Raw genomic sequence first — 23,483 nt, forward strand, 5'->3', positions numbered from 1 at the left:
GTAGATTTGTCAACTTTTTAAAAGTTGACAAATCTAAGAATAGTGAACCATGAATCAAGGAATCAACCACTAATACCCCAATCACTAATAATTAACACCTAAGCCTTTCCACCCTGGTATTTATTCTTTTTCCATCCTGTGTAAGGTGTATTCTTTTTAGGCGCTGCTGTACCTGAGGTATTTGCACCTGCAGGCGCACCTGTGCGTGGAGTACCACTGTTTCTGTGGGAAGAGGTAGTTCCTGCCGCTCTAGGTGGACGCTGTGGCTTGGCAGCTTTCTTAGCTATGGTATGATTCATTAATGGATAAGGATGGTCCTCGATGACCGGGATTTGCTTACCAATTAATTTTTGAATATCCCTTAAGTATTCTTTCTCCTCTGCCTCACAGAAGCCAATAGCTATACCACTAGCACCTGCTCGTCCCGTACGCCCAATTCGGTGAACATAGGATTCTGGAATATTAGGTAACTCATAATTGATGACGTGTGTCAATTCATCAATATCGATACCACGAGCGGCAATATCTGTTGCTACAAGTACCCGCGTTAATTTCGATTTGAAATTATTCAAAGCCGTTTGTCTTGCATTTTGCGACTTATTTCCATGAATGGCCTGTGAATTGACACCTGCCTTAGTTAAATCTTTCGCTACACGATCAGCACCATGCTTGGTTCTAGTAAAAACCAGAGCCCTTTCAATCGATTTGTCTTTTAGAATATCAATCAACAATTTGCGTTTGTTATCCTTATCGACAAAATAGACCACTTGATTGATGGTGTTCGCAGTAGAGGATACAGGGGTAACTTCCACTTTGGAAGGATTAACCAATATACTATTGGCCAATTCTACAATCGCAGGAGGCATTGTTGCTGAAAAGAATAATGATTGTCTTCGTTGGGGTAATCGAGCAATGACTTTCTTAACATCATGTACAAAGCCCATGTCCAACATACGATCAGCTTCATCCAAAACAAAGAATTGAATATTTTGAAGACTGATAATCTTTTGATTCATCAAATCCAATAAACGACCCGGAGTAGCCACTAATATGTCTACACCAGCCCGTAAAGACTCTACTTGACTATGTTGACTTACTCCCCCAAATATAACTTTATACCGCAAATTGGTGTTTCTTCCATAACTCTCAAAGCTTTCACCTATTTGAATGGCTAATTCCCGAGTTGGAGTTAATATTAGACTTCTAATGAGTCTTTTTCCTGCGGGTAAATGCTTGTCTTGTGTTAGTAGTTGAATAATGGGAATAGCAAATGCAGCTGTTTTACCTGTACCTGTTTGTGCACAACCCAATAAGTCCTTTCTGTCTAAAACCAAAGGAATGGCTTGAGCTTGAATAGGAGTTGGAGTAGTGTAACCTTCTGATTGTAAAGCCTTCAGAATAGGCTCAATTAACTTTAATTTTTCAAATGACATATTGCCTTTTTGTTTATCGACCGGATTGTTTTGATTTCTTGATCACCGGTCGGACGAAAAGGAACTCGTTGTCTAAAATGATAGACGTATTATTTTTTAAGAAATGCAGCAAACATCCAAATTAACTTCTCTTGCTCACGAATGTAATCGCTCATAAGGGCATTCGTCCCTTCATCTTGGGCATCTGAAGCCAAATTCAACAATTCTCTTTCAAGCAAAATAAGTGCTTGAAAACCATGTAGTATATGGCCTAATGCTTCTTTTCCATCAGATACATGCTTCACTTCCTTGATGGTTGCATTAGCTACATAATCCGTGAAAGAATGCAATGGCGTATGACCTAAAGTTAGAATTCGCTCAGCAATTTCATCAATTTTCAATAATGCATCATTGTAAATTTCTTCAAATTTCAAATGTAATTCGAAGAACTTTTCCCCTGATATATTCCAGTGAAATCCCCTTGCATTGATATAAAGTATTTGATAATCTGCCAGAAGGATGTTCAATTTAGCTGCTAGTTCTTCTGATTTTTGACTGTCTAGTCCAATGAGATTCGTGTTAGCCATAGTGATGAAAATGAATGTTACGCTACTAGTTTAAACGGCAAGTCCTGTAAATTGGTTCAATGGACAGGATATAGTTCGCCTAATTTTCTGCAATTTCGGCATAATTCAGCTAGAAATACATTATTTACCGAAAAATGTCGGGAATCAGCGAGAATTCAACCTAATTAATCTTGAAAATAATGTATTGTTTGAATGATTGTTGTGATGATAATGACCGATAAAACAATGTAGCGAAAAGCATTTTCAGAAATTTTAGTCAAGATAATCTTTCCTAAATAGGTGCCTACAATACTGATAATAATCAAAAAGGGGATAAGAATAATATGTTCTCGATGAAAGTATCCTTGGGAAATATATACCACTGCTCGACTCAAGTCGACCCCAAAATCGATGACTGCAGATGTCGCAATAAATACATCTTTTTCTAATTGAAAAGCAGCTAAGGTAATTCCTCGGATAGCCCCACCAGTACCTATTAATCCAGCTAAAAAGCCAGATATAGCTCCACCAGTATATAAATTCTGATTATTCTTTTGGATTCTGCGGTGGGCTCCAGACATCAAATAAATAGATAGAGCTAGAATGATGATGTTCATACTAAGCTCAATCTTTTTTTGTGGAATATAATTAGTTAATAACGCTCCCAATATGACAAATAGGACAGCCGGAATACCTAATTTGAAGACAATATTTTTGTCTATCCCTTTTCTAAATAGAAGAATTTTGGAAGTATTGCTAAATACGTGAAATACGGCAGTAACGCCTAAAACGATTTTAAAGTCTAAAATCAAGGACGCTAGCGGGACGAATAAAATGGAAGAACCAAAGCCACTGACTGTTCCGATAATTTCGGCTAAAAGGGCTAGAAAAAAGAAGAGGGTATAGGTTTCCATTCCTTGAATATACCAAATCCACCTTAGATTCTAAAGCATAGTATCTTCGTGTTCTTTTAATTCGGCAGATTCAGATGATATGTCATGATTTTCTTTCACCTGATGTTTTTCCAAGAATGAATTTTGAAAAAAAAGAAAAATGACCACACCGCAAAAAATAGATGCATCTGCAAAATTAAAGATAGGAGTGGAGTAATAACTGCCTCCCCAAATTGGGATCCAATTAGGTAAAATACCTTCCCAGATATCAAAGAAAAACATATCAATTACTTGTCCGTGAAACCAAGTCATCGGAGCATTCACAGGAGCATTATTAAACCAAACTCCGTAAAATATAGAATCAATTAAATTTCCAATGGCCCCGCCTAAAATCAAGCCCATACATACTAGTAAACCGGCATGCATTTTTTTCTTGGTGAAACTGTAGAGGTAATAACCAATTCCAAACATCGCTATGATACGAAAACTGGTAAGCATGAGTTTGCCGTAAATAGTTCCGAGTTGAATCCCAAACGCCATTCCCGGGTTTAGCGTGTAATGTAATTTGAAATAACTGCCTAAGACTTCAATTTGACCAAAATAGCCTGGCTCCATGAAAAAATGTACCGATAATTTAATGGCTTGATCGATCAATATAATAGCAATGCTGACTAAAAAATAGCGGTAATTTTTCAACTTCATAGGTTTTTTCTTCGGCTCACTTCTTTTTGTAAAAGGGCAAATTCTCTCGATGTTTGGCCCGCAATGGAACTGTTTTCTTCAGCTCGGCGAAATAAATAAGGCATAACGGAAGAAACTGGACCATATGGTACATATTTGGCTACGTTATATCCTGAAGACGCTAAATTATAAGATATATTATCTGACATGCCCAATAATTGTGCAAAGTAGATATGTGGATGATTTTGTGAAATTCCTTTTTCTTCCATCCATTGACAAAGCAATTGACAACTTTGCTCATTGTGTGTTCCTACACAGAAATGAACTTGGTCCAAATGATCTAAACAGGCTTGAATTCCTAAGTTAAAATCACGGTCAGTTGCTTCTTTTTCTTTGTGTAAAGGCTCAGAATATTCATCCTCATGGGCTCTCAAACGCTCTTTTTCTAAATAGGCTCCCCGAACTAATTTAACTCCCAAGAAATAGGATTGATCTATTGCTACCTGAATGGCATGATGTAAATTCTCCAACATATCTACCCGATACATTTGGAATGTATTAAAAATAATGGCTGTCTTTTGATTGTAGCGCTGCATCATTTCATAACACAATTCATCAATCGTATTTTGAATCCAGCTCTCCTCAGCATCAATGAACAGCTTAACTTGTTGATTGTATGCCTCTTGGCAAATTTCGATGAGATATTCCTTGCTTTTCAGGAAGTCAATTTCTTCCTCTTCTGTTAGTCCTTTTTCTGTTTGGTATTTTTCTAATAGCTCGCTATTGAAAATCCCTGTCATTTTGAAAACAGCATAAGGTATTGCGCTACTCTCATGTGACTGGACAATAGTTTTAAGGATTTCATTTTTAGTTAATTGGAAAGATTTGTCGTTTTCTTCCCCCTCAACCGAATAATCAAGGATTGTGCCGATATGAGCTTTATCCAGTTCTTGGATGGTTGTTTGGCATTCCTGTATCGACTCTCCTCCACAAAATTGGCCAAAAAGAGTAGTTTTTATTATTTTTTTAACAGGTAAATGCAAGAAAAGGAATAATTTGATGAAAAAAGTCCCTAACTTTACAAGCCAATTTTGGTTCATTATCGCAAATATCCAATAGGACTTGCGGAGTTGAAAATCGCTTTTAGAAGCAAAGGCGATTTGGGTGTCCTCAAAAGATAGCTTTTTCAACTTTTTCGAAGATGTTTGGTGGGTCATTTTTTTTAAATTGCCTGCAAATATAAGTGAATAAATTTTAACCGAATCTGTAACACAAGAATATTAATATTAAAACAGTTTTGAGCTTAGGCTCTTTTAATCTATCCAAATTTATGAATGCCAATTTAGAAGTAGTGCCGATGCAAGAATGGATTCAGACAGATGGCAAGCCGCTTATCATAGCGGGACCTTGTTCTGCTGAAACTGAGGATCAAGTATTAGAGACAGCCCGTCGTATCAAAGCGGAAGGCTATGCGCATATTATGCGTGCTGGTGTTTGGAAACCTCGTACTCGTCCAGGAAGCTTTGAAGGCATGGGAGAGCCAGCTTTAAAGTGGTTGGTTGAAGCAAAGAAAGAAACAGGTTTACCATTGGCTATTGAAGTAGCCACTCCTGAGCATATCGAATTAGCTTTGAAATATGGCGTCGATGTTTTGTGGATTGGTGCTCGTACTACCGTTAATCCATTTAACGTACAAGATTTAGCCGATGCATTAAAAGGAGTTGATATTCCCGTATTGGTAAAAAACCCTGTTAACCCAGATTTAGCTCTTTGGGTAGGTGCATTCGAACGTTTACAAGGTTCTGGTATTAAGAAATTAGGTGCTATTCACCGCGGTTTTTCTAATGCTCAAGAAACGAAATACCGTAATTCACCAATGTGGGCTATGGCTGTTGAATTGAAGCGTTTATTCCCTCAAATGCCAATTATCGGAGATCCATCTCACATGGCTGGTAAGCGTGCGTTATTGATGGAGTTATCTCAACGTATCTTGGATTTGAATTATGACGGTATGATCATTGAAACGCACCGTGATCCAGATGCTGCTTGGTCAGATGCTTCACAACAAGTTACTCCAGAGAAATTAGGAGAGATGTTGCGCGAATTAGAAGTTAGAAAAGCAAATTATGGTGCAGATTTCTCAGATGAATTAGCTGCGTTGCGTGAGAAAATTGATAATATCGACCGTGAATTGTTAGAAGTATTAACAGCTCGTATGGCAGTTGTTGAGAAATTAGGAGAATATAAGCGTGATAATAATGTTGCTGTATTGCAATTAGATCGTTGGAAGCAATTACACGGAGATCGTGCTAATCAAGCTAAAGGCTTAGGTTTATATCCTGAGTTTGTAGAAGAATTATTCAAATTGGTTCACTTAGAATCTATCCGTAAACAAACGGAAGTTATGAATTCAGCTACAGCTTAATCCATACTTTGATATGAAAGCTTAAAAGGCCAGCAAATAATTTCATTTGCTGGCCTTTTTTCGTTTACCTCGATAGCATTACAAACGAATTCAAGGTTTTATTTTTTGGAGATTTGGTAGCTCCCCACAATGACTAAAGCCATTCCGATCATCACAATCATGTCTGGCAGGCCATGGCCTAAGATGATTTCTATTATTATAGAAAATAAGACAGCACTATTTCCCACAGCACCTACAATACTCGTTTTCTCAAATCTTAAAGCTTGGGTCGTGAAACTTTGAACACCCAAGGCCAAAAGGCCCATGATGATAATCTCGATGTATTGAGTTCCTTGAGGACTAACCCATTGGCCAGACCAAAAACTATTAGGCAAATTTCCCCAAGTTCCTAAGATTAAAGAGATACAAGATGCTGTAAAACCTGCCGCCATGAAGGAAAAGATGACCCAGCGGGAATCATAATATTTCTGAGCTTCCTTTATGGCCATGTAACCTAATGCGGTACCCATAGCATATAATAATCCGACTGAATGGTTTTGCCAATGTTTGTCGGCTGAAGGTCGAAAGATCAATAGAATACCCATGAAGCCCATCAATAGAAATAAGACTTGTTTGCTTTTTAAACTTTCTGTAGGGATCCAAATAAAGGTAAATATGGCAATGAATAGAGGAAATGCTTGTCCGTACGTATTCGTTAACGACAATCCCAGGTGTTCTAATGCATAAAACAAACAATACAAAGTAAAAGCCCCCAATAAACCTCGGAATATTAGGAATCCTAATTTTCCACCTGTTTGTAGCGCAGGTTTTTGCCAAAGGCTTAGTATTAAAAAGGGTAAGCCAACGGCATTTCGAAATAAAACCAGTTCGACAGAAGGGAAAAATTTACTCATCCTTTGGGCCATGGCCGACATCATGGCAAAGCACAATGAGGATAAAAGCATGAAGCCAATTCCTTTGTTTTTGCTAATAAATGGATGGATTTTTGAAAGCATATTTTAGGGAGAAAGCTCGTCTTAGATTCAGTAAATCCTTATTTTTTTGGTAACTTGCATTTCTTTTTTCAAAGGTATGACAAAAAAAATAATTTTATCGGAATCAGCTCCAGCAGCAATTGGCCCCTATTCTCAAGCGGTTGCCATTCATGGAGTCTTATATGTTTCAGGTCAAATTGCTATTTCAGTATTGGAAGCTGGAGGAGATATTGAAGAAGAAACCCATCAAGTATTAAAAAACCTTGGTTATATTTTGAAAGAGGCTGGTTATGACTATCAAGATGTAGTTAAATGTTCCATTTTTGTTAAAGACATGAATCATTTTGCTCAGATTAATCAGGTGTATGCCCAGTATTTTTCTGTTAATCCGCCCGCAAGAGAAACGGTGGAGGTAGCTCGTTTACCCAAAGATGTTCGTGTAGAAATTTCTTGTATTGCCCATAAATAAATTCATATGCCTAATTCAGTACGTGTTCGTTTTGCTCCTAGCCCTACAGGTCCATTACATATTGGTGGAGTTCGAACAGCCTTATATAATTTTTTACTAGCTCGTAAATTGGGAGGGACTTTCATTTTACGTATTGAAGATACCGATCAGGCACGTTTTGTTCCTGGTGCAGAAGCATACATATTGGAGAGTTTAGCTTGGTTAGGGATTTCACCTGACGAAGGAATAGGTGTAGGTGGACCTTATGAACCATACCGTCAAAGTGAAAGAAAGGATATTTATAAGACCTATGCGGATGAATTAATTCAATCAGGAAAAGCATATTATGCCTTTGATACCTCGGAAGAATTGGACGCCATGCGTACCACTTTTGAAAGTCAAGGATCAGCCTTTCAATACAATGCGGTTACACGCGTTAAATTGAGAAATTCTTTGGCACTTTCTAAAGAAGAAGTGGATCAGTTATTAGCCAACAATACCCCTTACGTTATTCGTTTGAAGGTACCTGCTAAAGGGGAAATTCGCTTTCAAGATGTGATACGTGATTGGGTACATGTGCATACTTCTAGCATTGATGATAAAGTATTAATGAAGTCAGATGGAATGCCAACATACCATCTTGCCAATGTGGTGGATGATCATATTATGCAGATTACTCACGTGATTCGTGGGGAAGAATGGCTGCCTTCGGCTCCTTTACATATATTATTATATCAAGCATTTGGTTGGAATCCTCCACAATTTGCTCACCTTCCGCTATTACTTAAACCAGAAGGGAATGGAAAGCTTTCTAAGCGTGATGCTGATTTAGGTGGTTTTCCCGTGTTTCCATTGGAATGGAAAGACCCTCAAACAGGTGTTATTTCCAAAGGATTCAAGCAAGAAGGATATTTGCCTGAAGCGACCTTGAATTTCTTGGCCTTTTTGGGATGGAACCCGGGGACGGAGCAAGAGCTTTTCTCATTGGATGAATTAGTTGCCGCTTTTTCTTTGGAAAGAATTAATAAAGCTGGCGCAAAATTCGATGTTAAAAAGGCCCAATGGTTTAATGAACAGTATTTGAAACAGCATGATGCCAAGGAGTTAGCTTCTATATATTTGCCAACTATTGAATCGGAGAAGGGAGAAGCTTTTGTGCATTTGTTTTTGGACCGTATTACTTTTCCTCAGCAATTGGGCCAAATGGTACAAGAATTTTCTGAATTTCCTGAAAATTACGATGCTACAGTATTGGCTTCAAAATGGAATGCAGAAACCAAACAAGCTTTGGAACTTATTGGAGCAGCATTACCGCTATGTCAAGATTGGCATGCTGAAGAAATCAAACATAGTATTCACCAATGTTTAGAGCAAGCAGGAATCAAAATGGGTAAGGTGATGCAGTTATTTCGAGTAGCAATGAGCGGAAAAGGAGCTGGCCCAGATTTAATGATTTCCTTGGAACTTTGGGGGAAAGATCAAGTGTTAGCAAGACTAAATAAAGCTTTAGAAAAATTCCCAACGATTTGATATGAAAGATAAATCAAAGAAAGTAAAGGAAAAAGCTCCCAAAGTACATCCAGATTTGACTGGCTTTGAGATGAACATTGATTCATTTGGACAAATTACGTCGACCTTGAATCGCGATGCACTGAATGCATTTTTGGATAAAGAAATGCCAGATGACAAAAAATTAAATCCTAAGAACGATGAAAGTAAATAAGGACGATGTAATTAAAATTGCTCATTTGGCTCGTTTAGAGCTTAAAGAGGAAAAAATTCAGGATATGCAGGATTCCATCAATAAAGTGTTGGATTGGATGGAGGCATTGAATGCAGTAGATACTTCATCTGTTGAACCCTTAGTTCACATGACCCCTGCTTTAAATCATTTTAGAGAAGATCAAGCTAAAGCGATGCTAGATCGTCAAAAGGCGTTGAACCTTGGGCCTAACACCAATGAAAGTTATTTTAAAGTACCTCAAGTGATTGAGTAATTAGCCAATGTAATATTGTAAGGCTTTTTTCATTTCTGATTTCCCTACAGGAATATCATATCCACAATCACCAATTCCCGTTAATAAAGAGAAACGAACCTCATTTCCGAGGTTCTTTTTGTCTTGCATCGTCAATCGAATGATTTCTGGAATTTCACTTTCTTTGATTGTCACTTTCCCATATGTGGCAAAAAGGTAAGCCTCAATATCTTCCAATTCAGATAAGCTAATTAAGCCACGATCGTAAGATAGGAATGCCTCTGTGATTATTCCAACAGCCACAGCCTCTCCATGTAAGATTTTTCTCTTGCCTTGATTTAGCAAAAATGTTTCAACTGCATGTCCTAAGGTATGTCCTAAATTAAGAATTTTACGAATACCAGCTTCCTTAGGATCTTCGGTAACAATGGCTTCTTTGATGGCAACGGAATGTGCAACTAAAGTAGCAAAATCGTTTTCTTGCCAATCTAGTTGGCTAATTTCAGTCCATTTAGTGGCATCTCGGATTAAGCAATGTTTAATGATTTCAGCAAAACCTGATCTTTTTTCCCTATCTGTCAATGTTTCTAAGAAAGAGGGGTCAATTAAAACCGTTTTTGGTAATTGAAATACTCCTAAATGGTTTTTAAATCCTTGAAAATCAATGCCTAGTTTTCCACCTACGCTAGCATCTACTTGGGCCAGTAGAGTAGTTGGTATTTGTATGAAATCAATGCCTCTTTTATAAGTGGAAGCACAAAATCCTCCCATATCTCCAATAACTCCACCTCCTAAATTGATCATTAGAGCATGTCTGTCCAAATTGGCTTTAGTCATGACTTCCCAGATTTTCACACAAGTTGTCAAGTTTTTATGTGTCTCACCTGATTTGATGACCACTTTGATATAATTTTCAGGAAGAATATTTTCAATCTTGTGTAAACAATGTTTTTGAGTTAGCTCATCCACCAATACTATAACTCTAGAATAGTTTTTAGAGTTGAGAAATGCGGGTAATGAAGTGGAAATCGAAGCTATTTGTACAGACATAAGATGTAAAATTGGTATCAAAGTTTAAAAATACCACGAATTTCTCAAATTGGGCAATTTGAGAACCTAATTTTGGTTTTGTGGTATGCTTTTTCTTGCCTAATTTTGCGCGGTTATGTTTTTTCATACACCTTAACATTTTATGAGAGAGATTCAATTCAGAGAAGCCTTGCGTGAGGCAATGCAAGAAGAGATGCGACGCGATGCATCCGTTTTTTTAATGGGTGAAGAAGTTGCTGAATACAATGGTGCATACAAAGTTTCCCAAGGTATGTTGGATGAGTTTGGTCCAGACAGGGTAATTGACACTCCGATTGCAGAGTTAGGATTTGGAGGTATTGGAGTAGGAGCGGCAGCCAATGGCTTACGTCCTATTGTCGAGTTTATGACATTCAACTTCTCTTTGGTCGCAATTGATCAAATTATCAACTCGGCATCTAAAATGATGTCGATGTCAGGTGGTCAATATTCTTGTCCTATTGTTTTCCGTGGTCCAACAGGTAATGCAGGCCAATTGTCGTCGCAGCACTCGTCGAACTTTGAAAACTGGTATGCAAATACACCAGGCTTGAAAGTAGTGGTTCCTTCTAATCCGGCAGATGCTAAAGGCTTGTTAAAAGCATCTATCAGAGACAATGATCCTGTAATTTTTATGGAATCAGAGTTGATGTATGGTGATAAAGGATTGGTACCCGATGGAGAATTTTTAATTCCAATTGGTAAAGCTAATATCGTGAAAGAAGGTAAAGATGTAACGATTGTAACCTTTGGTAAAATGCTTTCTCGTGTGGTGATGCCAGCTGTGGAAGAATTAACTAAGCAGGGAATCAATGCAGAAGTTATCGACTTACGTAGTGTACGTCCTATTGATTACATCACAGTGGTAGAATCAGTTAAGAAAACAAATCGTTGCGTTGTGGTTGAAGAAGCTAATCCATTATCGGCTATTTCATCTGAAATTACGTATCATTTACAACGTTGGGCATTTGATTATTTAGATGCACCAGTGGTACGTGTTAACTCGAAGGATTTGCCTTTGCCATATGCACCAACCTTGATAGAAGAGATTTTACCAAGTATTGAACGTACGATTCAAGCAGTAAAAACAGTTACTTATAAAAAGTAATTCAAGTAGAATATAAGTTAAAAGAGCTGAGCATCCACTCGGCTCTTTTTTATGTACTAATATTTGTGTGGAAACATTATCAATGTCTTGGACAACATATTTATTTTCAAAATCGTTATGAACGCTCAACGCTGGCAAGGTTCTAAACCTTGACAGCGTTAGAAATAAGCGTTCAAAAACAAAAAAAAGTCCCTCGATTATCGAGGGACTTTTTTGATTTCAAAGCCTTAAATTTTCAATCATTTTATAGGACATAAATGAAACGGGAACCATCCACATCTACACCTTCAAGTTTTATTCGGCCTTTACGCGCTTCTAATAACTGAACAGCTTCTTTAGGGTCACTAACGGCCTTATCGTTAATCTTAGTAATAATGGAACCTTTAGATAATCCATACATCTCAAGTCGGCCATCAGCCAATACTTCAATCACTTTTACACCATTGCTAACTTTGAATTTTTCTTTATCAGCACTACTGATGGTACCAAATTTAGCCCCTAAGAAGTCGGATTTAGTTGATTCGCCAACATCTCCTTTTACGATTGAGGTATTTCCATCTTTGTTTTTCAAAGTAACTTTGAATTCTTTGGTTTGACCATCGCGATTCACCGTAACTAAAATGCTTTCACCTGGACGTTTTCTACCAACAATCTCCATTAATTTGGAAGAAGATTTCGTATCAGTACCATCAATTTTAGTGATGACATCGTTGATTTTAATACCAGCATCTTTAGCAGCTGAATTTTCGGAGAATCCTCCCACATAGACTCCATCTTTCGATTTTAAGTCTTTTTCTTCTGCCAATTTGGCATTTACTTCGCTGATACTCACACCCAAGAAACCACGTTGTACATTACCATATTTGATCAAATCTGAAGAGACTTTCTTAACTATACTCACAGGAACAGCAAAAGAATATCCTGCAAATTGACCCGTTCTAGAATATATAGCCGTATTGATACCAATTAATTCTCCTTTTAGATTAACCAAAGCTCCACCCGAGTTTCCTGGATTTACAGCCGCATCCGTTTGAATAAATGATTCTAAAGGATTGGTATCTCCGTCACGGTCAATGATGTTTTGACGGCCCTTGGCAGATACAATACCTGCTGTAACAGTTGACTCCAAGTTAAATGGATTACCCACAGCTAATACCCATTCTCCCACACGAAGTGCATCTGAATCACCAAATGTTAAGAATGGTAAATTTTCTGCTTTGATTTGAATCACAGCTAAGTCGGAAGAAGGGTCAGTAGAAATAACTTTAGCCTTAAATTCACGTTTATCATTTAAGATTACGCTTACTTCCTCTGCTTCTTGAACAACGTGATTATTGGTAACAATATACCCATCGGAACTAATGATGACCCCAGATCCAGAAGCTTCTTGAGTTTGGGGAGCTTGTTGACGGCGACCACCAAATGGATCTCCAAATCCAAAAAAGTCATCAAATGGGCTAGATGATTGTCGACTCTGGCGAGCTGTCATCTTGGTTTTAATATGCACTACCGCAGGAGTTGTTTTTTCTGCTGCAAAAGTGAATTCACCGGGATTTCCGGGGACATTTTGAATGTTGGAAACAGAACTTGTAAATGCTGAAGGTGCATCACCTATGGTGTGCGAGGAACCCAAGTTCAATAAAGAATAGGCGCCAAGGGTGATTCCGCTTGATAGAAGTGCGATAATCACATACGTTTTAAGGTGGTTTTTGATTTCCATAATATTAAAAATGCGTTAGATTTTAGATGTGCTAAATTAACGCAATTTGTGTGCCATTGTTCTGTACTCTAAATTTTATTAACAAGATTTAAGAATTGGCAGAATTTTAAATTTGTATTTATGTCGAAATGATCGCCTATCCAATTTTAATTAGAGAAATCTGTCAGACTATGTCAATTTGACCCACTCAGATCACTAACTAGCAGCTTTTTGTGAATTTTATTATCATTTTCATGGGTAGTAAATGTGGAATCTTTAGCTTGATTGAGGTGTCAATTTTTTAATCGGGCTATAATTGGTTAATTTTGCACTTCATTCAAGAAATTAGCAAATACCCCATGATTTTAAGTGAGCAAGAACAACTAAGAAGACAAAAAAGATTGGATTTGATGGCTTTAGGCATTGATCCTTATCCTGCAGAAGCATATCCCGTGAACGTCTATGCCAAGGAAATTTTGTCAGATTATTCTCCAGAATCAGCCAATTTTCAAGATGTAACTTTGGCAGGTCGCTTGATGGGATTTCGTATTATGGGTAATGCCTCTTTTGCTGAATTGCAAGATGCGAGCGGTCGTATACAATTGTATTTTAGAAGAGATGATTTGTGTCCAGGAGAAGATAAAACATTATATAATACCGTATTTAAAAAGCTGTTGGATATTGGGGATATCATTGGTGTGAAAGGTTATGTTTTCACCACGCAAATGGGGGAAATTTCTGTCCATGTTCGTGAATTCACCTTGTTATCCAAAGCTTTAAAACCTTTACCTGTGGTTAAAGAAGCCGAAGGACAAACCTTTGATGCTTTTTCTGATCCAGAAATGAGGTATCGTCAGCGTTATGTCGATTTGATAGTCAATCCTTCTGTTAAAGATATTTTTATCAAACGTGCCAAAATCATATCGACCATGCGAGCCATGTTTGATGAGCGAGGTTGGTTAGAGGTAGAAACACCCGTATTACAAGCGGTCCATGGTGGTGCTTCGGCTAGACCTTTCAAAACGCATCACAATACCTTGGACATGCCGCTTTATTTGCGCATTGCCAATGAGTTGTATTTGAAACGTCTAATTGTAGGTGGTTTTGACGGGGTATATGAGTTCGGGAAGATGTTTAGAAATGAAGGGATGGATCGTACCCATAATCCTGAATTCACATCTTTAGAATTCTATGTAGCGTATAAAGACTACCATTGGATGATGGATTTGACGGAAAAAATCTTTGAAACCGTAGCACAAACCTTACATCAACAAACGAAAGTGATGGTAGGGGATAATGCCATTGAATTTGCAGGCCCATATCCTAAATTGTCTATTTCGGAAGCAATCCTCAAGTATTCGGGAGTGGATGTGGATGCATTATCAGAGGATGCTTTACGTGCCAAATGCCTAGAATTTGGAATGGAAGTAGATGAACAGATGGGTAAAGGGAAGCTAATCGACGAGCTTTTTGGTGAAAAAGTAGAAGCTAATTTAATTCAACCAACATTCATTATTGATTATCCAGTTGAGATGTCACCGCTTACCAAAAAACACCGTTCAAAAGAAGGTTTGGTAGAGCGATTTGAATTATTTGTGAATGGTAAGGAGATTGCCAATGCTTATTCGGAATTAAATGATCCAATCGATCAAAAAGAAAGATTTGAAGACCAATTGAGATTGGCTGAAAAAGGAGATGATGAGGCCATGGTCATGGATCATGATTTCATCCGTTCGTTGGAATATGCTATGCCTCCAACCTCTGGTATTGGAATAGGAATTGATCGATTAACGATGTTGATGACGAACCAAGCATCCATTCAAGAAGTTTTATTCTTCCCTCAAATGCGCCCTGAAGTAATAAAAGAAGTTTCTTCGGATGCTGATTTTGTTCAAGCAGGAGTAGCTGAATATTGGATCCCAGCATTACAAAAAATGGGAATTTTGACTTTAGAAGCTTTGAAGGCCGCCAACCCCAATAAAGTATTTAATGATTTGGGTGGCTTGCGTAAAAAGCTAAAAATAGAAGCTGCTATGCCAAGCAAAGAAGAAGTAGTCGCTTGGATTGAATCCTAATAGAAAATATAGTCTGAAATCAAAAAAGCCATCCCAAAGGATGGCTTTTTCTTTTCTCTTTATTAGAGATCAATGTTGCAATTTTAATAGGATAACCTAATATATATTGGAAAATACTGATTTGCTCTAATCAAGGACATGTAAGAAAATTAGATTTTCTTTACATTGATAGCGTTAGCTCCACGCTTTCCGTCAGTTACTTCGTAGGAAACGCTGTCATTTTCGCGAATCGTAACACCAGCTAAGCCAGTTACGTGTACAAAAATGTCTTCACCTGTTTGATCGTCAACGATGAATCCGAAACCTTTCGTCTCGTTGAAAAATTTTACTTTACCAGTTTGCATAAAAAATTAATGTTAAAAATTAAATCTTAAAGAATTTTAGACGCAAGAATTTTGACTGGGACAAACTTATAGAATCAAATGGAGTGTAAACCGGGAAGATACTAGGAGGGATGAAGTCGAGAATTTTGCTGAATTAAAACTTTTAAGTGCCCAAATGTATATAAAATTCAATTGCATGCAAGCAAATTCAAATTAAATATTACAAATTATCAATTATTTTATTTTAATATTGTAATATTTGTATAATAATTTGAATTATTTTAATTTACCATCTTAAAACGGTTAATTAATTAATATTTTTGTAGGTATTAAATTTAGCTACATGGAAAAAGTAAAGTATTTCGTTGAAAATCAAGCTTTTGGAGTTTGTACTAGATTAGGAGAGAAGTTTAAAATTTCCACCTCCAGCATCCGATTGTATTTCATATACACGTCTTTCATTACCATGGGATCACCCATTATTATTTATTTAATCCTAGCCTTTTGGATGAATATTCGTCGATACTTACGACAAAGAAATAACCCAACCGTGTGGGAATTCTAGAATTTTAAATCAGTAAATTTTTTCTTTTTCTGTACAAAATAGCCCCAAATGATGGATTTGGGATAGCTAACTATGTTCTCCACCTTAACTAATTCTGGAGCTAGGTTTTGTTTGGGGTGTTGAAACAACATGTAAAAATAAAATGCAAAATGAGCTTTGAGAATGGCCCAAATTAAAGCAAAGTCACCTGAAAATAGATATTTCACTCCTGCTAATCCATCTGCTGCCATTCGCATTAAAATGATAAAACATTTTTTCCACCCTGAAAGGTTTTTGTACAGTAAAATCAAGTTATTCCTAAAGTTTAAATAGGTTTTATAAGGGTTTTCTTTTGCTAAAGTTCCTCCTCCTACGTGTTTAACTGTACTTTCTGCTACAGCTGCTACCTGATATCCTGCTCTTTGAAATCTCCAACATAGATCAATTTCTTCCATGTGGGCAAAAAAATAGTCATCTAAGCCCCCCACTTTCCAATACGTTTCAGAACGAACTAATAAACATGCACCTGTGGCCCAATTGACTATACTAGTGGCATATTGTTCATCATTTTTTTCTATGGAATCGAATATTCTACCTCGACAAAATGGAAATCCTAAATTGTCCCAATATCCCCCTGCTCCACCAGCATATTCAAATTGTTCAGGATTTTGGTAATCAAGTATAAACGGTTGGACGGCAGCAACTTGAGGATTTCGCTCCATATAATCTACTAATGGATTCAGCCAATTTTTATTTGGCTCTATATCTGAATTCATTAGAACGTAATAGTCTGTATCAAGGGATTTTAAAGCTCGGTTATAGCCACCTGCATATCCTAAGTTTCCTTCTCCAATTAAAATGGGTATTTCGGGGAATTGGTTTTTCAAATAATTTAAAGAATCATCCGTAGAACCATTGTCTGCCACATAGATGGTACCAGGTGGACTAGTAGCTATAACCAATGGTAAGAATTTTTCTAAAAAATGCTTTCCATTAAAATTTAAAATGACAATAGCTACCGACATATTCTTTCTTTCCTGCAAAGGTAAGTAAATCGTTCAAATTAGAATTTATTAGGGAAAGATGTATTTTTGTTAATCTTACCATCACATCAACTAATCAAATTGCATGAATTCATCTTTTTTTCGCAAAAAGTCCATTGATAAAATAGTTTCAGATCAAATTGAAATAGAAAAGCTGGAAGGTGGATCCATGGTTCGCAATTTGGGAGTGCGTGACTTAACTTTTTTAGGGGTTGCTGCAATCATTGGCGCTAGTATCTTTTCCGCCATTGGACAGGCATCAGCTAATGGTGGGCCAGCCGTTTCATTATTGTTTGTTTTTACCGCAGTAGCCTGCATGTTTACAGCTTTTTGCTATGCCCGCTTTGCAGCTACGGTTCCAATCAGTGGTAGTGCTTATACCTATGCCTACACAAGTTTAGGTGAAATTGTCGCCTGGATTTTAGGTTGGAATCTTTTGTTGGAATACGCCATATCCAATGTGGCGGTGGCCATTTCTTGGTCAAAATATTTTGTTGATTTAATGGAAGGACTAGGTTATCATATTCCAGATTACCTAACTATGGATTTTTTGTCAGCTAAAAGGGCTTATGCTGATGCACAAGTTGCCCTTTCGCAAGGCCAGTTGTTCGAGTCGCTATCCGTCAATGTTCGAGAAGGATATACTGCTTATGCAACAGCGCCAGTTCTATTTGGATGGCATTTTGTGGCCAATATTCCAGCCTTATTAATCACAGCGGCCATCACGTATTTGGTATACATTGGCATTCGAGAAACCAAGAATATGAATAATATATTGGTTATTCTAAAGCTTTTGGTCATTATGATTGTAGTGGGAGTAGGTGCTTTTTATGTTCAGGTTGACAACTGGTCGCCCTTTGCTCCTAATGGTATAAGTGGAGTTTTAAAAAGTGTGGCAGCTGTTTGTTTTGCTTATATCGGCTTTGATTCTATTTCTACCACAGCAGAGGAATGCACGAATCCTCAACGCGATATTCCCAAAGCCATGATGTGGGCTTTGATTATATGTACGGTATTGTATGTATTAGTCACTTTAGTTTTAACGGGTATCGTCCCATCTGCCTCCTTAGCAGGTATTGAAGATCCTTTGGCCTATATGTTTACACAGGTTGGTTTACACGGAGTGGCAGGTGTTGTAGCGGCAAGTGCTGTTATTGCTCTGACCAGTGCATTATTGGTATATCAATTAGGGCAACCACGTATTTGGATGACTATGTCACGAGATGGACTGTTGCCCAAAGCCTTTTCCAATATTCATCCCAAATACCGAACTCCCTCTTTTTCTACCATTATGACTGGAGTTTTAGTGGGTATTCCTGCCTTGTTTGCCAATTTGGAAGAAGTTATTAATCTAAGCAGTATTGGAACTTTATTTGCCTTTGTTTTGGTATGCGGAGGGGTCTTAATTTTAGATTTAGATCCTGAAAACCAAAAGAAATCCAAATTTAAAATACCTTATATCAATGCCAAATATTGGGTGGGGGTAAGTTTTGTCATTGGGATTTATTTGTATTTGCCCAATTCGGATTCTTGGTCAAATTACTGGACAGCTCATTGGGTAGGCGATGCTCGAGTAGATCATTTCTTACTATCTGCATTCTTTCTTATTTGGCTTGTATTAGCTTATTTTAGCTATAAGGTCAATTTATCTTTGATTCCAGTATTAGGCTTATTAGTCAATTTATATCTCATGACACAAATGGGAGCGACCAACTGGGAACGCTTCTTGTATTGGTGTATCGCAGGATTTGTGATTTATTTTAGTTACAGTTATCGAAAGAGCAAGTTGCATGTATAAAAAAAGGGCCAATTGGCCCTTTTTTCTTAGTCGTTACTTCTTCGTCCCCCTAATAAGTTCAAGTAGTAGAGTAATTGTGCCAGCATAGCTAAGGCTGCAACTACATAGGTCATGGCTGCCCACCACAAGGCATCTTTAGACATTTCATATTCACTTGAATTAACAATTTGATTATTTTTTATCCAAGCCAAAGCGCGATTTGATGCATCAAATTCAACAGGTAAAGTCACAAAACTAAAAATGGTAGCTAATGCAAATAAAGCTACACCTATGCTTAATAGGGTTGCATTGCCCGTTGAGTACAAGATCATCATACCAATCATTAACAAAATAGGCATGAATCCATTGGCAACATTCAATAATGGTACCATAGCACTTCTAAATTGCAAAAAGGCATAAGCTTGTGCATGTTGGACAGCGTGACCACATTCGTGAGCGGCGACTGCCGCCGAAGCTGCATTGCGGCCGTGATACACATCTGTACTTAGGTTTACTGTTTTGTCTGTTGGGTTATAATGGTCCGTTAATTGTCCATCCACAGAAATAACCCGAACATCGTAGATTCCATGGTCAGCAAGCATCTTTTCAGCGATTTGCTGGCCAGATAAATTACTTTGTAACGGGACTTCCGAATACTGTTTGAATTTGGATTTTAATCTCCAAGAAATCATCATTCCGATAACTCCAAAAAGGATGGTTAAAACATAGATTCCTGTCATTTCTTTTATTTTTTAAGTTTGTTAATAATTCCAGTGGTTGAGTAATTGGGTACTAAGTCAATGGTACTTACTTCGCCACCTGCTTCTAATACTTCTTTTGAACCGACTATGGTATCAATGGTATAATCGTTTCCTTTGATTAATACATCAGGTAAAAGAGCTTTAATTAATTCTAACGGTGTTTCCTCGTCAAAAATTATAACTAGAGAAACAAATCCAAGGGCAGCAATTAGTCGGGCACGTGCATATTCCGAATTTACAGGTCTTTCAGGTCCCTTTAATTCACGAACAGATCGATCTGAATTGACGGCGACAATCATTTTGTCTCCTGCCTGACTTGATTTTTCTAGGTAATCGACATGACCTAGATGTAAAATATCAAAGCATCCATTTGTAAAAACAACTTTTTGATGGTCATTTTTCCAAGCTTTACGAATTTCAATAGCTTCACTAAGTGGATGGATTTTATGTTCACTGAGAGTTGACACTGCTTAATTTTTTAGGTAAGAAAAGAGTTAGAATAAAACTAATACCCCCGAATAACAAGATCGTGGCCATTTGAGTTCCGTGGAAAAAAGTAGCTAAGGCGGTAGCTTCTTTCATGGGAATCTGATAGAAGAATAGGGTGGATGCTACTAGACTATGGTAGGCCCCAATTCCGCCTTGTGTAGGAGTGGCCATACCAAATGTACCCATTACTAAAATACTTAATGCAGCTGAAAAACCTAAGTTTTCACTGCTTGGAAACGCTAAAAGTAGGGTATAGGCATTTAAAAAATAAGCGACCCAAATGGCCACCGTATAGATTAAAAATAAACCAGGTCTTTTAACATCTTTGATGCTGATGATACCGTCAATCCAGCCAGAAAGGATTTGCCCGACTTTAGAGCTTTTCGATAGGACTTCCCATTTAGCTATGATAAAATCTTTGGTGAACCATAAAGTGATCAGTCCAATCAAACCTAGGATAATCAAGCCCATGATTAAGGTCAAAGGTGGCGTATCTGTATGTGGGAATAAGAAGGATTGGATGGGTTTCCATTCGACTAAAAAAGTAATTCCAACCAAGACTACTAGACCTAATAAATCGACAATTCTTTCCGTAATAACCGTACCAAAGGATTTTTCAAAGGGAATGTCTGCTGTTTTTTGAAGGGAACCACAACGAGAAACTTCGCCCATTCTTGGCACAATGAAATTGGCAAAATAACCAATGAGTACGGCAGAGAAGGTTCTGACTTGACCTGGTTGATAGTTTAGACTATCCAATAATTGTTCCCAACGTAAGGCTCTCAACCAATGGGATACCAATGAAATGACAATGGCTACTGTTACCCACCTATAATTGGCATGCAAGAGAGTTTGGTAAATATCATCCCATTCTAGTTGACTTTTGGAAAATGCCCAATACAAGAGTGAGGCAGCTAATAAAGTCGAGAATAAGTACTTAAGAATGGATTTTATCATGTTGTGGTGACGGATTTCGAGAATCACAAGGCAAAATAAAGACCTTTGCTTAAATTATATAGCTGGAATCCGATAAAATTTTTATATTTTTGCAAAGTTTTTTTGGGATAATTTTCCCCTAAATCAATTTAGAATGTCCAAATTACGTATTCTTTACGTTTCGAGTGAGGTTGACCCTTTCCTTAACACCTCCAGAATTGCAGACTTCGTTCGTAACCTTCCAACTGCGATGCAGGAGAGGGGAATGGAGATTCGAATCTTGGTTCCAAGATTTGGTTCCATCAATGAACGCAAAAACCGTTTGCATGAAGTAGTTCGGCTATCAGGAATCACTATCCCTATGGGTGAGGAAGAAAAACCGTTAACGATTAAGGTCGCTAGTATTCCTGCAGCTAAATTGCAGGTTTATTTTATAGATAATGAAGATTATTTTCAGCGTAAATTTGTTTTAACGGACAAAGAAGGAGCATTCTACGAAGACAATCATGAACGCGCTGCATTCTTCTGTAAAGGAGCATTGGAGACTGTCGTGAAACTAGGTTGGTCACCCGATGTAGTGCATTGTAATGATTGGATGTCGAGCTTAGTACCATTGTACATTTCTACCCATTATAAGAATCACCCGATCTTCAAAGATTCAAAAACTATTTTCTCTCCTCACAATTCTGAATTTGATTTTACGTTCTCTAATGAAGATTTGTTAGAGAAAGTGAAATTAGGAGAAATTGAAGACGAAAATTTAACTAGTTTAGCAAATTCAGATTATTCTGCCTTCATTAAAATTGGTGCAGAATATGCCGATAAAGTAGTATCATTAGAAAATGCGGAAAATAGCCGTATCCAATCCATCATTGATGAATTTAAATCAAAAACCTATCAAAATATTGCCGAAAATGATCTCGATTTCTTCGAAAAATTGTATTTGGAATTGGCCGGCAATTAAATGGGTAGGGATTCTTTCCCTTTTCCTAACTTCTTGTGATTTGCCCAAAGAAATTGGGTCCGATTTGTTTAGTGTAGAAGTTGGTTTGAACTATACTGATTCATTGAGTATTCATTCATCTACTGTCTTGATTGATTCCATTTACACGAATCAAACAGGTGCATTTTTAGTTGGATCACATCAAGATCCTATTTTGGGTACCATTTCAGCTTCGGCATTTGCTCAAATAGCCAATGTGGATACCTTGAAAAGTAAGGAGACTTCTATCTTGGATTCATTGAAAATGAGTTTGATTTATCAGTCGTTTGTAGGGGATACTACGCAGAAACAAACTATTTCAATCTATCGTTTGAAAGACAGTGTGAGTCGTTCAGTGGATTATTTTAATACCTCCACTTTGGCATATGACCCAACCCCCATTGGAACTCATTCATTTTTCCCTCGTCCCATTAAGGCCAAGACAGCTAATGGTGATTCATTGAAATACGATACCTTAAGTTTCAAAATGAACGCTTCCTTTGCTAAGGAATTGCTGGGGAAATATACCGATAAGTCTGTTGCTGCTGGTGGAGCTGCCTTTAGAGATTATTTTAAAGGAATGCATATTAAATCTACTTCTGCAGGTAAGGCTGCCATTTTAGGCTTTACACCCACTTATTCGATGATGACTTTGCATTATCATAATCCCAATGATACCGTTAAATATGCTGTGAACTATTATTTTAGTCTTTCTACGGCATTAGTTGCGGAAATTCACGGTCGATTTAACCAGTTAAATGCATCACGTTCAGGGGCTTTAGCAAATTTAAAGAAACCAGGAGATTTGGTACCAGCCTCACAGTCTAATATGGTGACTTATGTTCAGTCAGGTACAGGTTTGGCTACCAAATTAGAAATTCCTTATTTATTGAATCTGAAAGGGAATAAAAATGTGGCTATTAATAAAGCCGAATTAGTTATTCCCGCGGCAGATAGTTATGAACTGTCAAGAACTTTGGGCACCCTCTCTTTGGTTGAAACGGATGCTAGCAATAGAACATTAAAGAATTCGTATGGTTTAAGGTATTTATTGACTGAAGGTGGTTCAGGTGCTCAGTCAGCAAGTTTTAATACAGCTTCCCAATCGTATAGTTTTAATATTACTACAGCTATTCAAAATATTATCGCTAACAATAAAAAGAATTTTGCCATTTTGGTGACAAGTCCTTTGACAAGTAATTCGGGAGGTTACAGCCGAATTATTGGTGATAATATACGTTATGTACCTTTGAATGCGAATAAGATTAAATTAAAGGTGTATTATACCTACATTGCAAAATAA

The 23,483-nt window shown here is 37.4% G+C and carries 24 protein-coding genes; 11 read left to right on the forward strand and 13 right to left on the reverse strand.

Features of this window, described 5'->3' with window-relative positions:
• Window positions 1–98: 98 nt before the first annotated feature.
• The 5 genes from HME7025_RS04285 to HME7025_RS04305 form a co-directional block, all read right to left on the reverse strand.
• Entirely contained in the window at window positions 99–1,433 is a 1,335-nt protein-coding gene (locus HME7025_RS04285; protein ID WP_109322456.1) for a DEAD/DEAH box helicase, read from the reverse strand.
• An 89-nt stretch (window positions 1,434–1,522) separates the two neighbouring features.
• Window positions 1,523–1,999, reverse strand: coding sequence for a Dps family protein (locus HME7025_RS04290; protein ID WP_109322457.1), 477 nt, complete (start codon window positions 1,997–1,999; stop codon window positions 1,523–1,525).
• Window positions 2,000–2,163: 164 nt separating this feature from the next.
• Window positions 2,164–2,892 (reverse strand): sulfite exporter TauE/SafE family protein, encoded by a 729-nt coding sequence (locus HME7025_RS04295; protein WP_109322458.1) that lies wholly within the window; start codon window positions 2,890–2,892, stop codon window positions 2,164–2,166.
• Between the two features lie 30 nt (window positions 2,893–2,922).
• Entirely contained in the window at window positions 2,923–3,567 is a 645-nt protein-coding gene (locus HME7025_RS04300) for a lipoprotein signal peptidase (protein ID WP_109324981.1), read from the reverse strand.
• A 2-nt stretch (window positions 3,568–3,569) separates the two neighbouring features.
• On the reverse strand, window positions 3,570–4,652 hold the full coding sequence (locus HME7025_RS04305; protein WP_317046241.1) for a proline dehydrogenase family protein: 1,083 nt from the start codon (window positions 4,650–4,652) through the stop codon (window positions 3,570–3,572).
• 230 nt (window positions 4,653–4,882) lie between these two features.
• On the opposite strand from HME7025_RS04305, the gene HME7025_RS04310 reads away from it, so the two are divergent.
• Window positions 4,883–5,977 (forward strand): chorismate mutase, encoded by a 1,095-nt coding sequence (locus HME7025_RS04310; protein WP_109322460.1) that lies wholly within the window; start codon window positions 4,883–4,885, stop codon window positions 5,975–5,977.
• 98 nt (window positions 5,978–6,075) lie between these two features.
• On the opposite strand, the gene HME7025_RS04315 is transcribed toward HME7025_RS04310, so the two are convergent.
• Entirely contained in the window at window positions 6,076–6,972 is an 897-nt protein-coding gene (locus HME7025_RS04315) for a DMT family transporter (protein WP_109322461.1), read from the reverse strand.
• A gap of 76 nt (window positions 6,973–7,048) precedes the next feature.
• Between HME7025_RS04315 and HME7025_RS04320 the strand changes: the two genes are divergently transcribed.
• From HME7025_RS04320 to gatC, 4 genes are read left to right on the forward strand one after another with little or no spacing between them, the layout of a single operon-like run.
• Window positions 7,049–7,420 carry a Rid family detoxifying hydrolase gene (locus HME7025_RS04320; RefSeq protein WP_109322462.1) on the forward strand — a complete coding sequence of 124 codons (372 nt, stop codon included), beginning with the start codon at window positions 7,049–7,051 and terminating at the stop codon, window positions 7,418–7,420.
• Between the two features lie 6 nt (window positions 7,421–7,426).
• Window positions 7,427–8,929 (forward strand): glutamate--tRNA ligase, encoded by a 1,503-nt coding sequence (gene gltX / locus HME7025_RS04325; protein WP_109322463.1) that lies wholly within the window; start codon window positions 7,427–7,429, stop codon window positions 8,927–8,929.
• 1 nt (window position 8,930) lies between these two features.
• A complete protein-coding gene (locus HME7025_RS04330; protein WP_109322464.1) occupies window positions 8,931–9,122 on the forward strand; it encodes a hypothetical protein in 192 nt (63 codons plus the stop codon).
• Complete coding sequence (gatC, locus tag HME7025_RS04335; protein WP_109322465.1) at window positions 9,109–9,396, forward strand: Asp-tRNA(Asn)/Glu-tRNA(Gln) amidotransferase subunit GatC; 288 nt, start codon at window positions 9,109–9,111, stop codon at window positions 9,394–9,396. Before HME7025_RS04330 ends, gatC begins: the two co-directional genes overlap by 14 nt.
• Here gatC and aroB read toward each other — a convergent pair whose 3' ends face one another.
• Window positions 9,397–10,425: a 3-dehydroquinate synthase gene (gene aroB, locus HME7025_RS04340; protein ID WP_109322466.1), complete on the reverse strand. Its 1,029-nt coding sequence runs from the start codon at window positions 10,423–10,425 to the stop codon at window positions 9,397–9,399. It lies immediately after the preceding gene.
• Window positions 10,426–10,567: 142 nt separating this feature from the next.
• On the opposite strand from aroB, the gene HME7025_RS04345 reads away from it, so the two are divergent.
• On the forward strand, window positions 10,568–11,551 hold the full coding sequence (locus tag HME7025_RS04345) for a pyruvate dehydrogenase complex E1 component subunit beta (RefSeq protein ID WP_109322467.1): 984 nt from the start codon (window positions 10,568–10,570) through the stop codon (window positions 11,549–11,551).
• A 244-nt stretch (window positions 11,552–11,795) separates the two neighbouring features.
• Here HME7025_RS04345 and HME7025_RS04350 read toward each other — a convergent pair whose 3' ends face one another.
• Window positions 11,796–13,271: a Do family serine endopeptidase gene (locus HME7025_RS04350; RefSeq protein WP_226998277.1), complete on the reverse strand. Its 1,476-nt coding sequence runs from the start codon at window positions 13,269–13,271 to the stop codon at window positions 11,796–11,798.
• Between the two features lie 338 nt (window positions 13,272–13,609).
• Between HME7025_RS04350 and lysS the strand changes: the two genes are divergently transcribed.
• The gene (gene lysS / locus HME7025_RS04355; protein ID WP_109324983.1) at window positions 13,610–15,325 is read left to right on the forward strand and encodes a lysine--tRNA ligase; all 1,716 of its coding nucleotides are present in this window, start codon (window positions 13,610–13,612) and stop codon (window positions 15,323–15,325) included.
• Between the two features lie 149 nt (window positions 15,326–15,474).
• Here lysS and HME7025_RS04360 read toward each other — a convergent pair whose 3' ends face one another.
• On the reverse strand, window positions 15,475–15,669 hold the full coding sequence (locus tag HME7025_RS04360; RefSeq protein ID WP_109322468.1) for a cold-shock protein: 195 nt from the start codon (window positions 15,667–15,669) through the stop codon (window positions 15,475–15,477).
• Between the two features lie 322 nt (window positions 15,670–15,991).
• Between HME7025_RS04360 and HME7025_RS04365 the strand changes: the two genes are divergently transcribed.
• Window positions 15,992–16,213, forward strand: a complete 222-nt coding sequence (locus HME7025_RS04365) for a PspC domain-containing protein (protein WP_109322469.1) — start codon at window positions 15,992–15,994, stop codon at window positions 16,211–16,213.
• Here HME7025_RS04365 and HME7025_RS04370 read toward each other — a convergent pair.
• Window positions 16,210–17,217 carry a glycosyltransferase family 2 protein gene (locus HME7025_RS04370; protein WP_109322470.1) on the reverse strand — a complete coding sequence of 336 codons (1,008 nt, stop codon included), beginning with the start codon at window positions 17,215–17,217 and terminating at the stop codon, window positions 16,210–16,212. The two genes, HME7025_RS04365 and HME7025_RS04370, sit on opposite strands and share 4 nt — an antisense overlap.
• A 103-nt stretch (window positions 17,218–17,320) precedes the next feature.
• On the opposite strand from HME7025_RS04370, the gene HME7025_RS04375 reads away from it, so the two are divergent.
• Window positions 17,321–19,033 carry an amino acid permease gene (locus tag HME7025_RS04375; protein ID WP_109322471.1) on the forward strand — a complete coding sequence of 571 codons (1,713 nt, stop codon included), beginning with the start codon at window positions 17,321–17,323 and terminating at the stop codon, window positions 19,031–19,033.
• 26 nt (window positions 19,034–19,059) lie between these two features.
• Here the strand turns inward: HME7025_RS04375 and HME7025_RS04380 are convergent, their stop codons facing one another.
• The 3 genes from HME7025_RS04380 to HME7025_RS04390 are packed head-to-tail and all read right to left on the reverse strand — an operon-like array spanning window position 19,060 to window position 21,219.
• Window positions 19,060–19,752: a zinc metallopeptidase gene (locus tag HME7025_RS04380; protein WP_109322472.1), complete on the reverse strand. Its 693-nt coding sequence runs from the start codon at window positions 19,750–19,752 to the stop codon at window positions 19,060–19,062.
• Between the two features lie 5 nt (window positions 19,753–19,757).
• Window positions 19,758–20,240: a D-glycero-beta-D-manno-heptose 1-phosphate adenylyltransferase gene (rfaE2, locus tag HME7025_RS04385; protein WP_109322473.1), complete on the reverse strand. Its 483-nt coding sequence runs from the start codon at window positions 20,238–20,240 to the stop codon at window positions 19,758–19,760.
• Window positions 20,224–21,219 carry a lysylphosphatidylglycerol synthase transmembrane domain-containing protein gene (locus tag HME7025_RS04390; RefSeq protein WP_109322474.1) on the reverse strand — a complete coding sequence of 332 codons (996 nt, stop codon included), beginning with the start codon at window positions 21,217–21,219 and terminating at the stop codon, window positions 20,224–20,226. Before HME7025_RS04390 ends, rfaE2 begins: the two co-directional genes overlap by 17 nt.
• A gap of 133 nt (window positions 21,220–21,352) precedes the next feature.
• On the opposite strand from HME7025_RS04390, the gene HME7025_RS04395 reads away from it, so the two are divergent.
• Window positions 21,353–22,162, forward strand: coding sequence for a glycogen/starch synthase (locus tag HME7025_RS04395; protein ID WP_109322475.1), 810 nt, complete (start codon window positions 21,353–21,355; stop codon window positions 22,160–22,162).
• A 40-nt stretch (window positions 22,163–22,202) separates the two neighbouring features.
• Complete coding sequence (locus HME7025_RS04400) at window positions 22,203–23,483, forward strand: DUF4270 family protein (RefSeq protein WP_161956205.1); 1,281 nt, start codon at window positions 22,203–22,205, stop codon at window positions 23,481–23,483.

This window comes from Aquirufa nivalisilvae, from assembly GCF_003143535.1.
GTDB lineage: Bacteria > Bacteroidota > Bacteroidia > Cytophagales > Spirosomataceae > Aquirufa > Aquirufa nivalisilvae.

Bases quoted from the DNA above. Each gene is read 5' to 3' on its own strand.
- HME7025_RS04285 (WP_109322456.1), bottom strand. From the start codon at position 1,433: ATGTCATTTGAAAAATTAAAGTTAATTGAGCCTATTCTGAAGGCTTTA.
- HME7025_RS04290 (WP_109322457.1), bottom strand. From the start codon at position 1,999: ATGGCTAACACGAATCTCATTGGACTAGACAGTCAAAAATCAGAAGAA.
- HME7025_RS04295 (WP_109322458.1), bottom strand. From the start codon at position 2,892: ATGGAAACCTATACCCTCTTCTTTTTTCTAGCCCTTTTAGCCGAAATT.
- HME7025_RS04305 (WP_317046241.1), bottom strand. From the start codon at position 4,652: ATGAACCAAAATTGGCTTGTAAAGTTAGGGACTTTTTTCATCAAATTA.
- HME7025_RS04310 (WP_109322460.1), top strand. From the start codon at position 4,883: ATGAATGCCAATTTAGAAGTAGTGCCGATGCAAGAATGGATTCAGACA.
- HME7025_RS04315 (WP_109322461.1), bottom strand. From the start codon at position 6,972: ATGCTTTCAAAAATCCATCCATTTATTAGCAAAAACAAAGGAATTGGC.
- HME7025_RS04320 (WP_109322462.1), top strand. From the start codon at position 7,049: ATGACAAAAAAAATAATTTTATCGGAATCAGCTCCAGCAGCAATTGGC.
- gltX (WP_109322463.1), top strand. From the start codon at position 7,427: ATGCCTAATTCAGTACGTGTTCGTTTTGCTCCTAGCCCTACAGGTCCA.
- HME7025_RS04330 (WP_109322464.1), top strand. From the start codon at position 8,931: ATGAAAGATAAATCAAAGAAAGTAAAGGAAAAAGCTCCCAAAGTACAT.
- gatC (WP_109322465.1), top strand. From the start codon at position 9,109: ATGAAAGTAAATAAGGACGATGTAATTAAAATTGCTCATTTGGCTCGT.
- aroB (WP_109322466.1), bottom strand. From the start codon at position 10,425: ATGTCTGTACAAATAGCTTCGATTTCCACTTCATTACCCGCATTTCTC.
- HME7025_RS04345 (WP_109322467.1), top strand. From the start codon at position 10,568: ATGAGAGAGATTCAATTCAGAGAAGCCTTGCGTGAGGCAATGCAAGAA.
- HME7025_RS04350 (WP_226998277.1), bottom strand. From the start codon at position 13,271: ATGGAAATCAAAAACCACCTTAAAACGTATGTGATTATCGCACTTCTA.
- lysS (WP_109324983.1), top strand. From the start codon at position 13,610: ATGATTTTAAGTGAGCAAGAACAACTAAGAAGACAAAAAAGATTGGAT.
- HME7025_RS04360 (WP_109322468.1), bottom strand. From the start codon at position 15,669: ATGCAAACTGGTAAAGTAAAATTTTTCAACGAGACGAAAGGTTTCGGA.
- HME7025_RS04365 (WP_109322469.1), top strand. From the start codon at position 15,992: ATGGAAAAAGTAAAGTATTTCGTTGAAAATCAAGCTTTTGGAGTTTGT.
- HME7025_RS04370 (WP_109322470.1), bottom strand. From the start codon at position 17,217: ATGTCGGTAGCTATTGTCATTTTAAATTTTAATGGAAAGCATTTTTTA.
- HME7025_RS04375 (WP_109322471.1), top strand. From the start codon at position 17,321: ATGAATTCATCTTTTTTTCGCAAAAAGTCCATTGATAAAATAGTTTCA.
- HME7025_RS04380 (WP_109322472.1), bottom strand. From the start codon at position 19,752: ATGACAGGAATCTATGTTTTAACCATCCTTTTTGGAGTTATCGGAATG.
- HME7025_RS04390 (WP_109322474.1), bottom strand. From the start codon at position 21,219: ATGATAAAATCCATTCTTAAGTACTTATTCTCGACTTTATTAGCTGCC.
- HME7025_RS04395 (WP_109322475.1), top strand. From the start codon at position 21,353: ATGTCCAAATTACGTATTCTTTACGTTTCGAGTGAGGTTGACCCTTTC.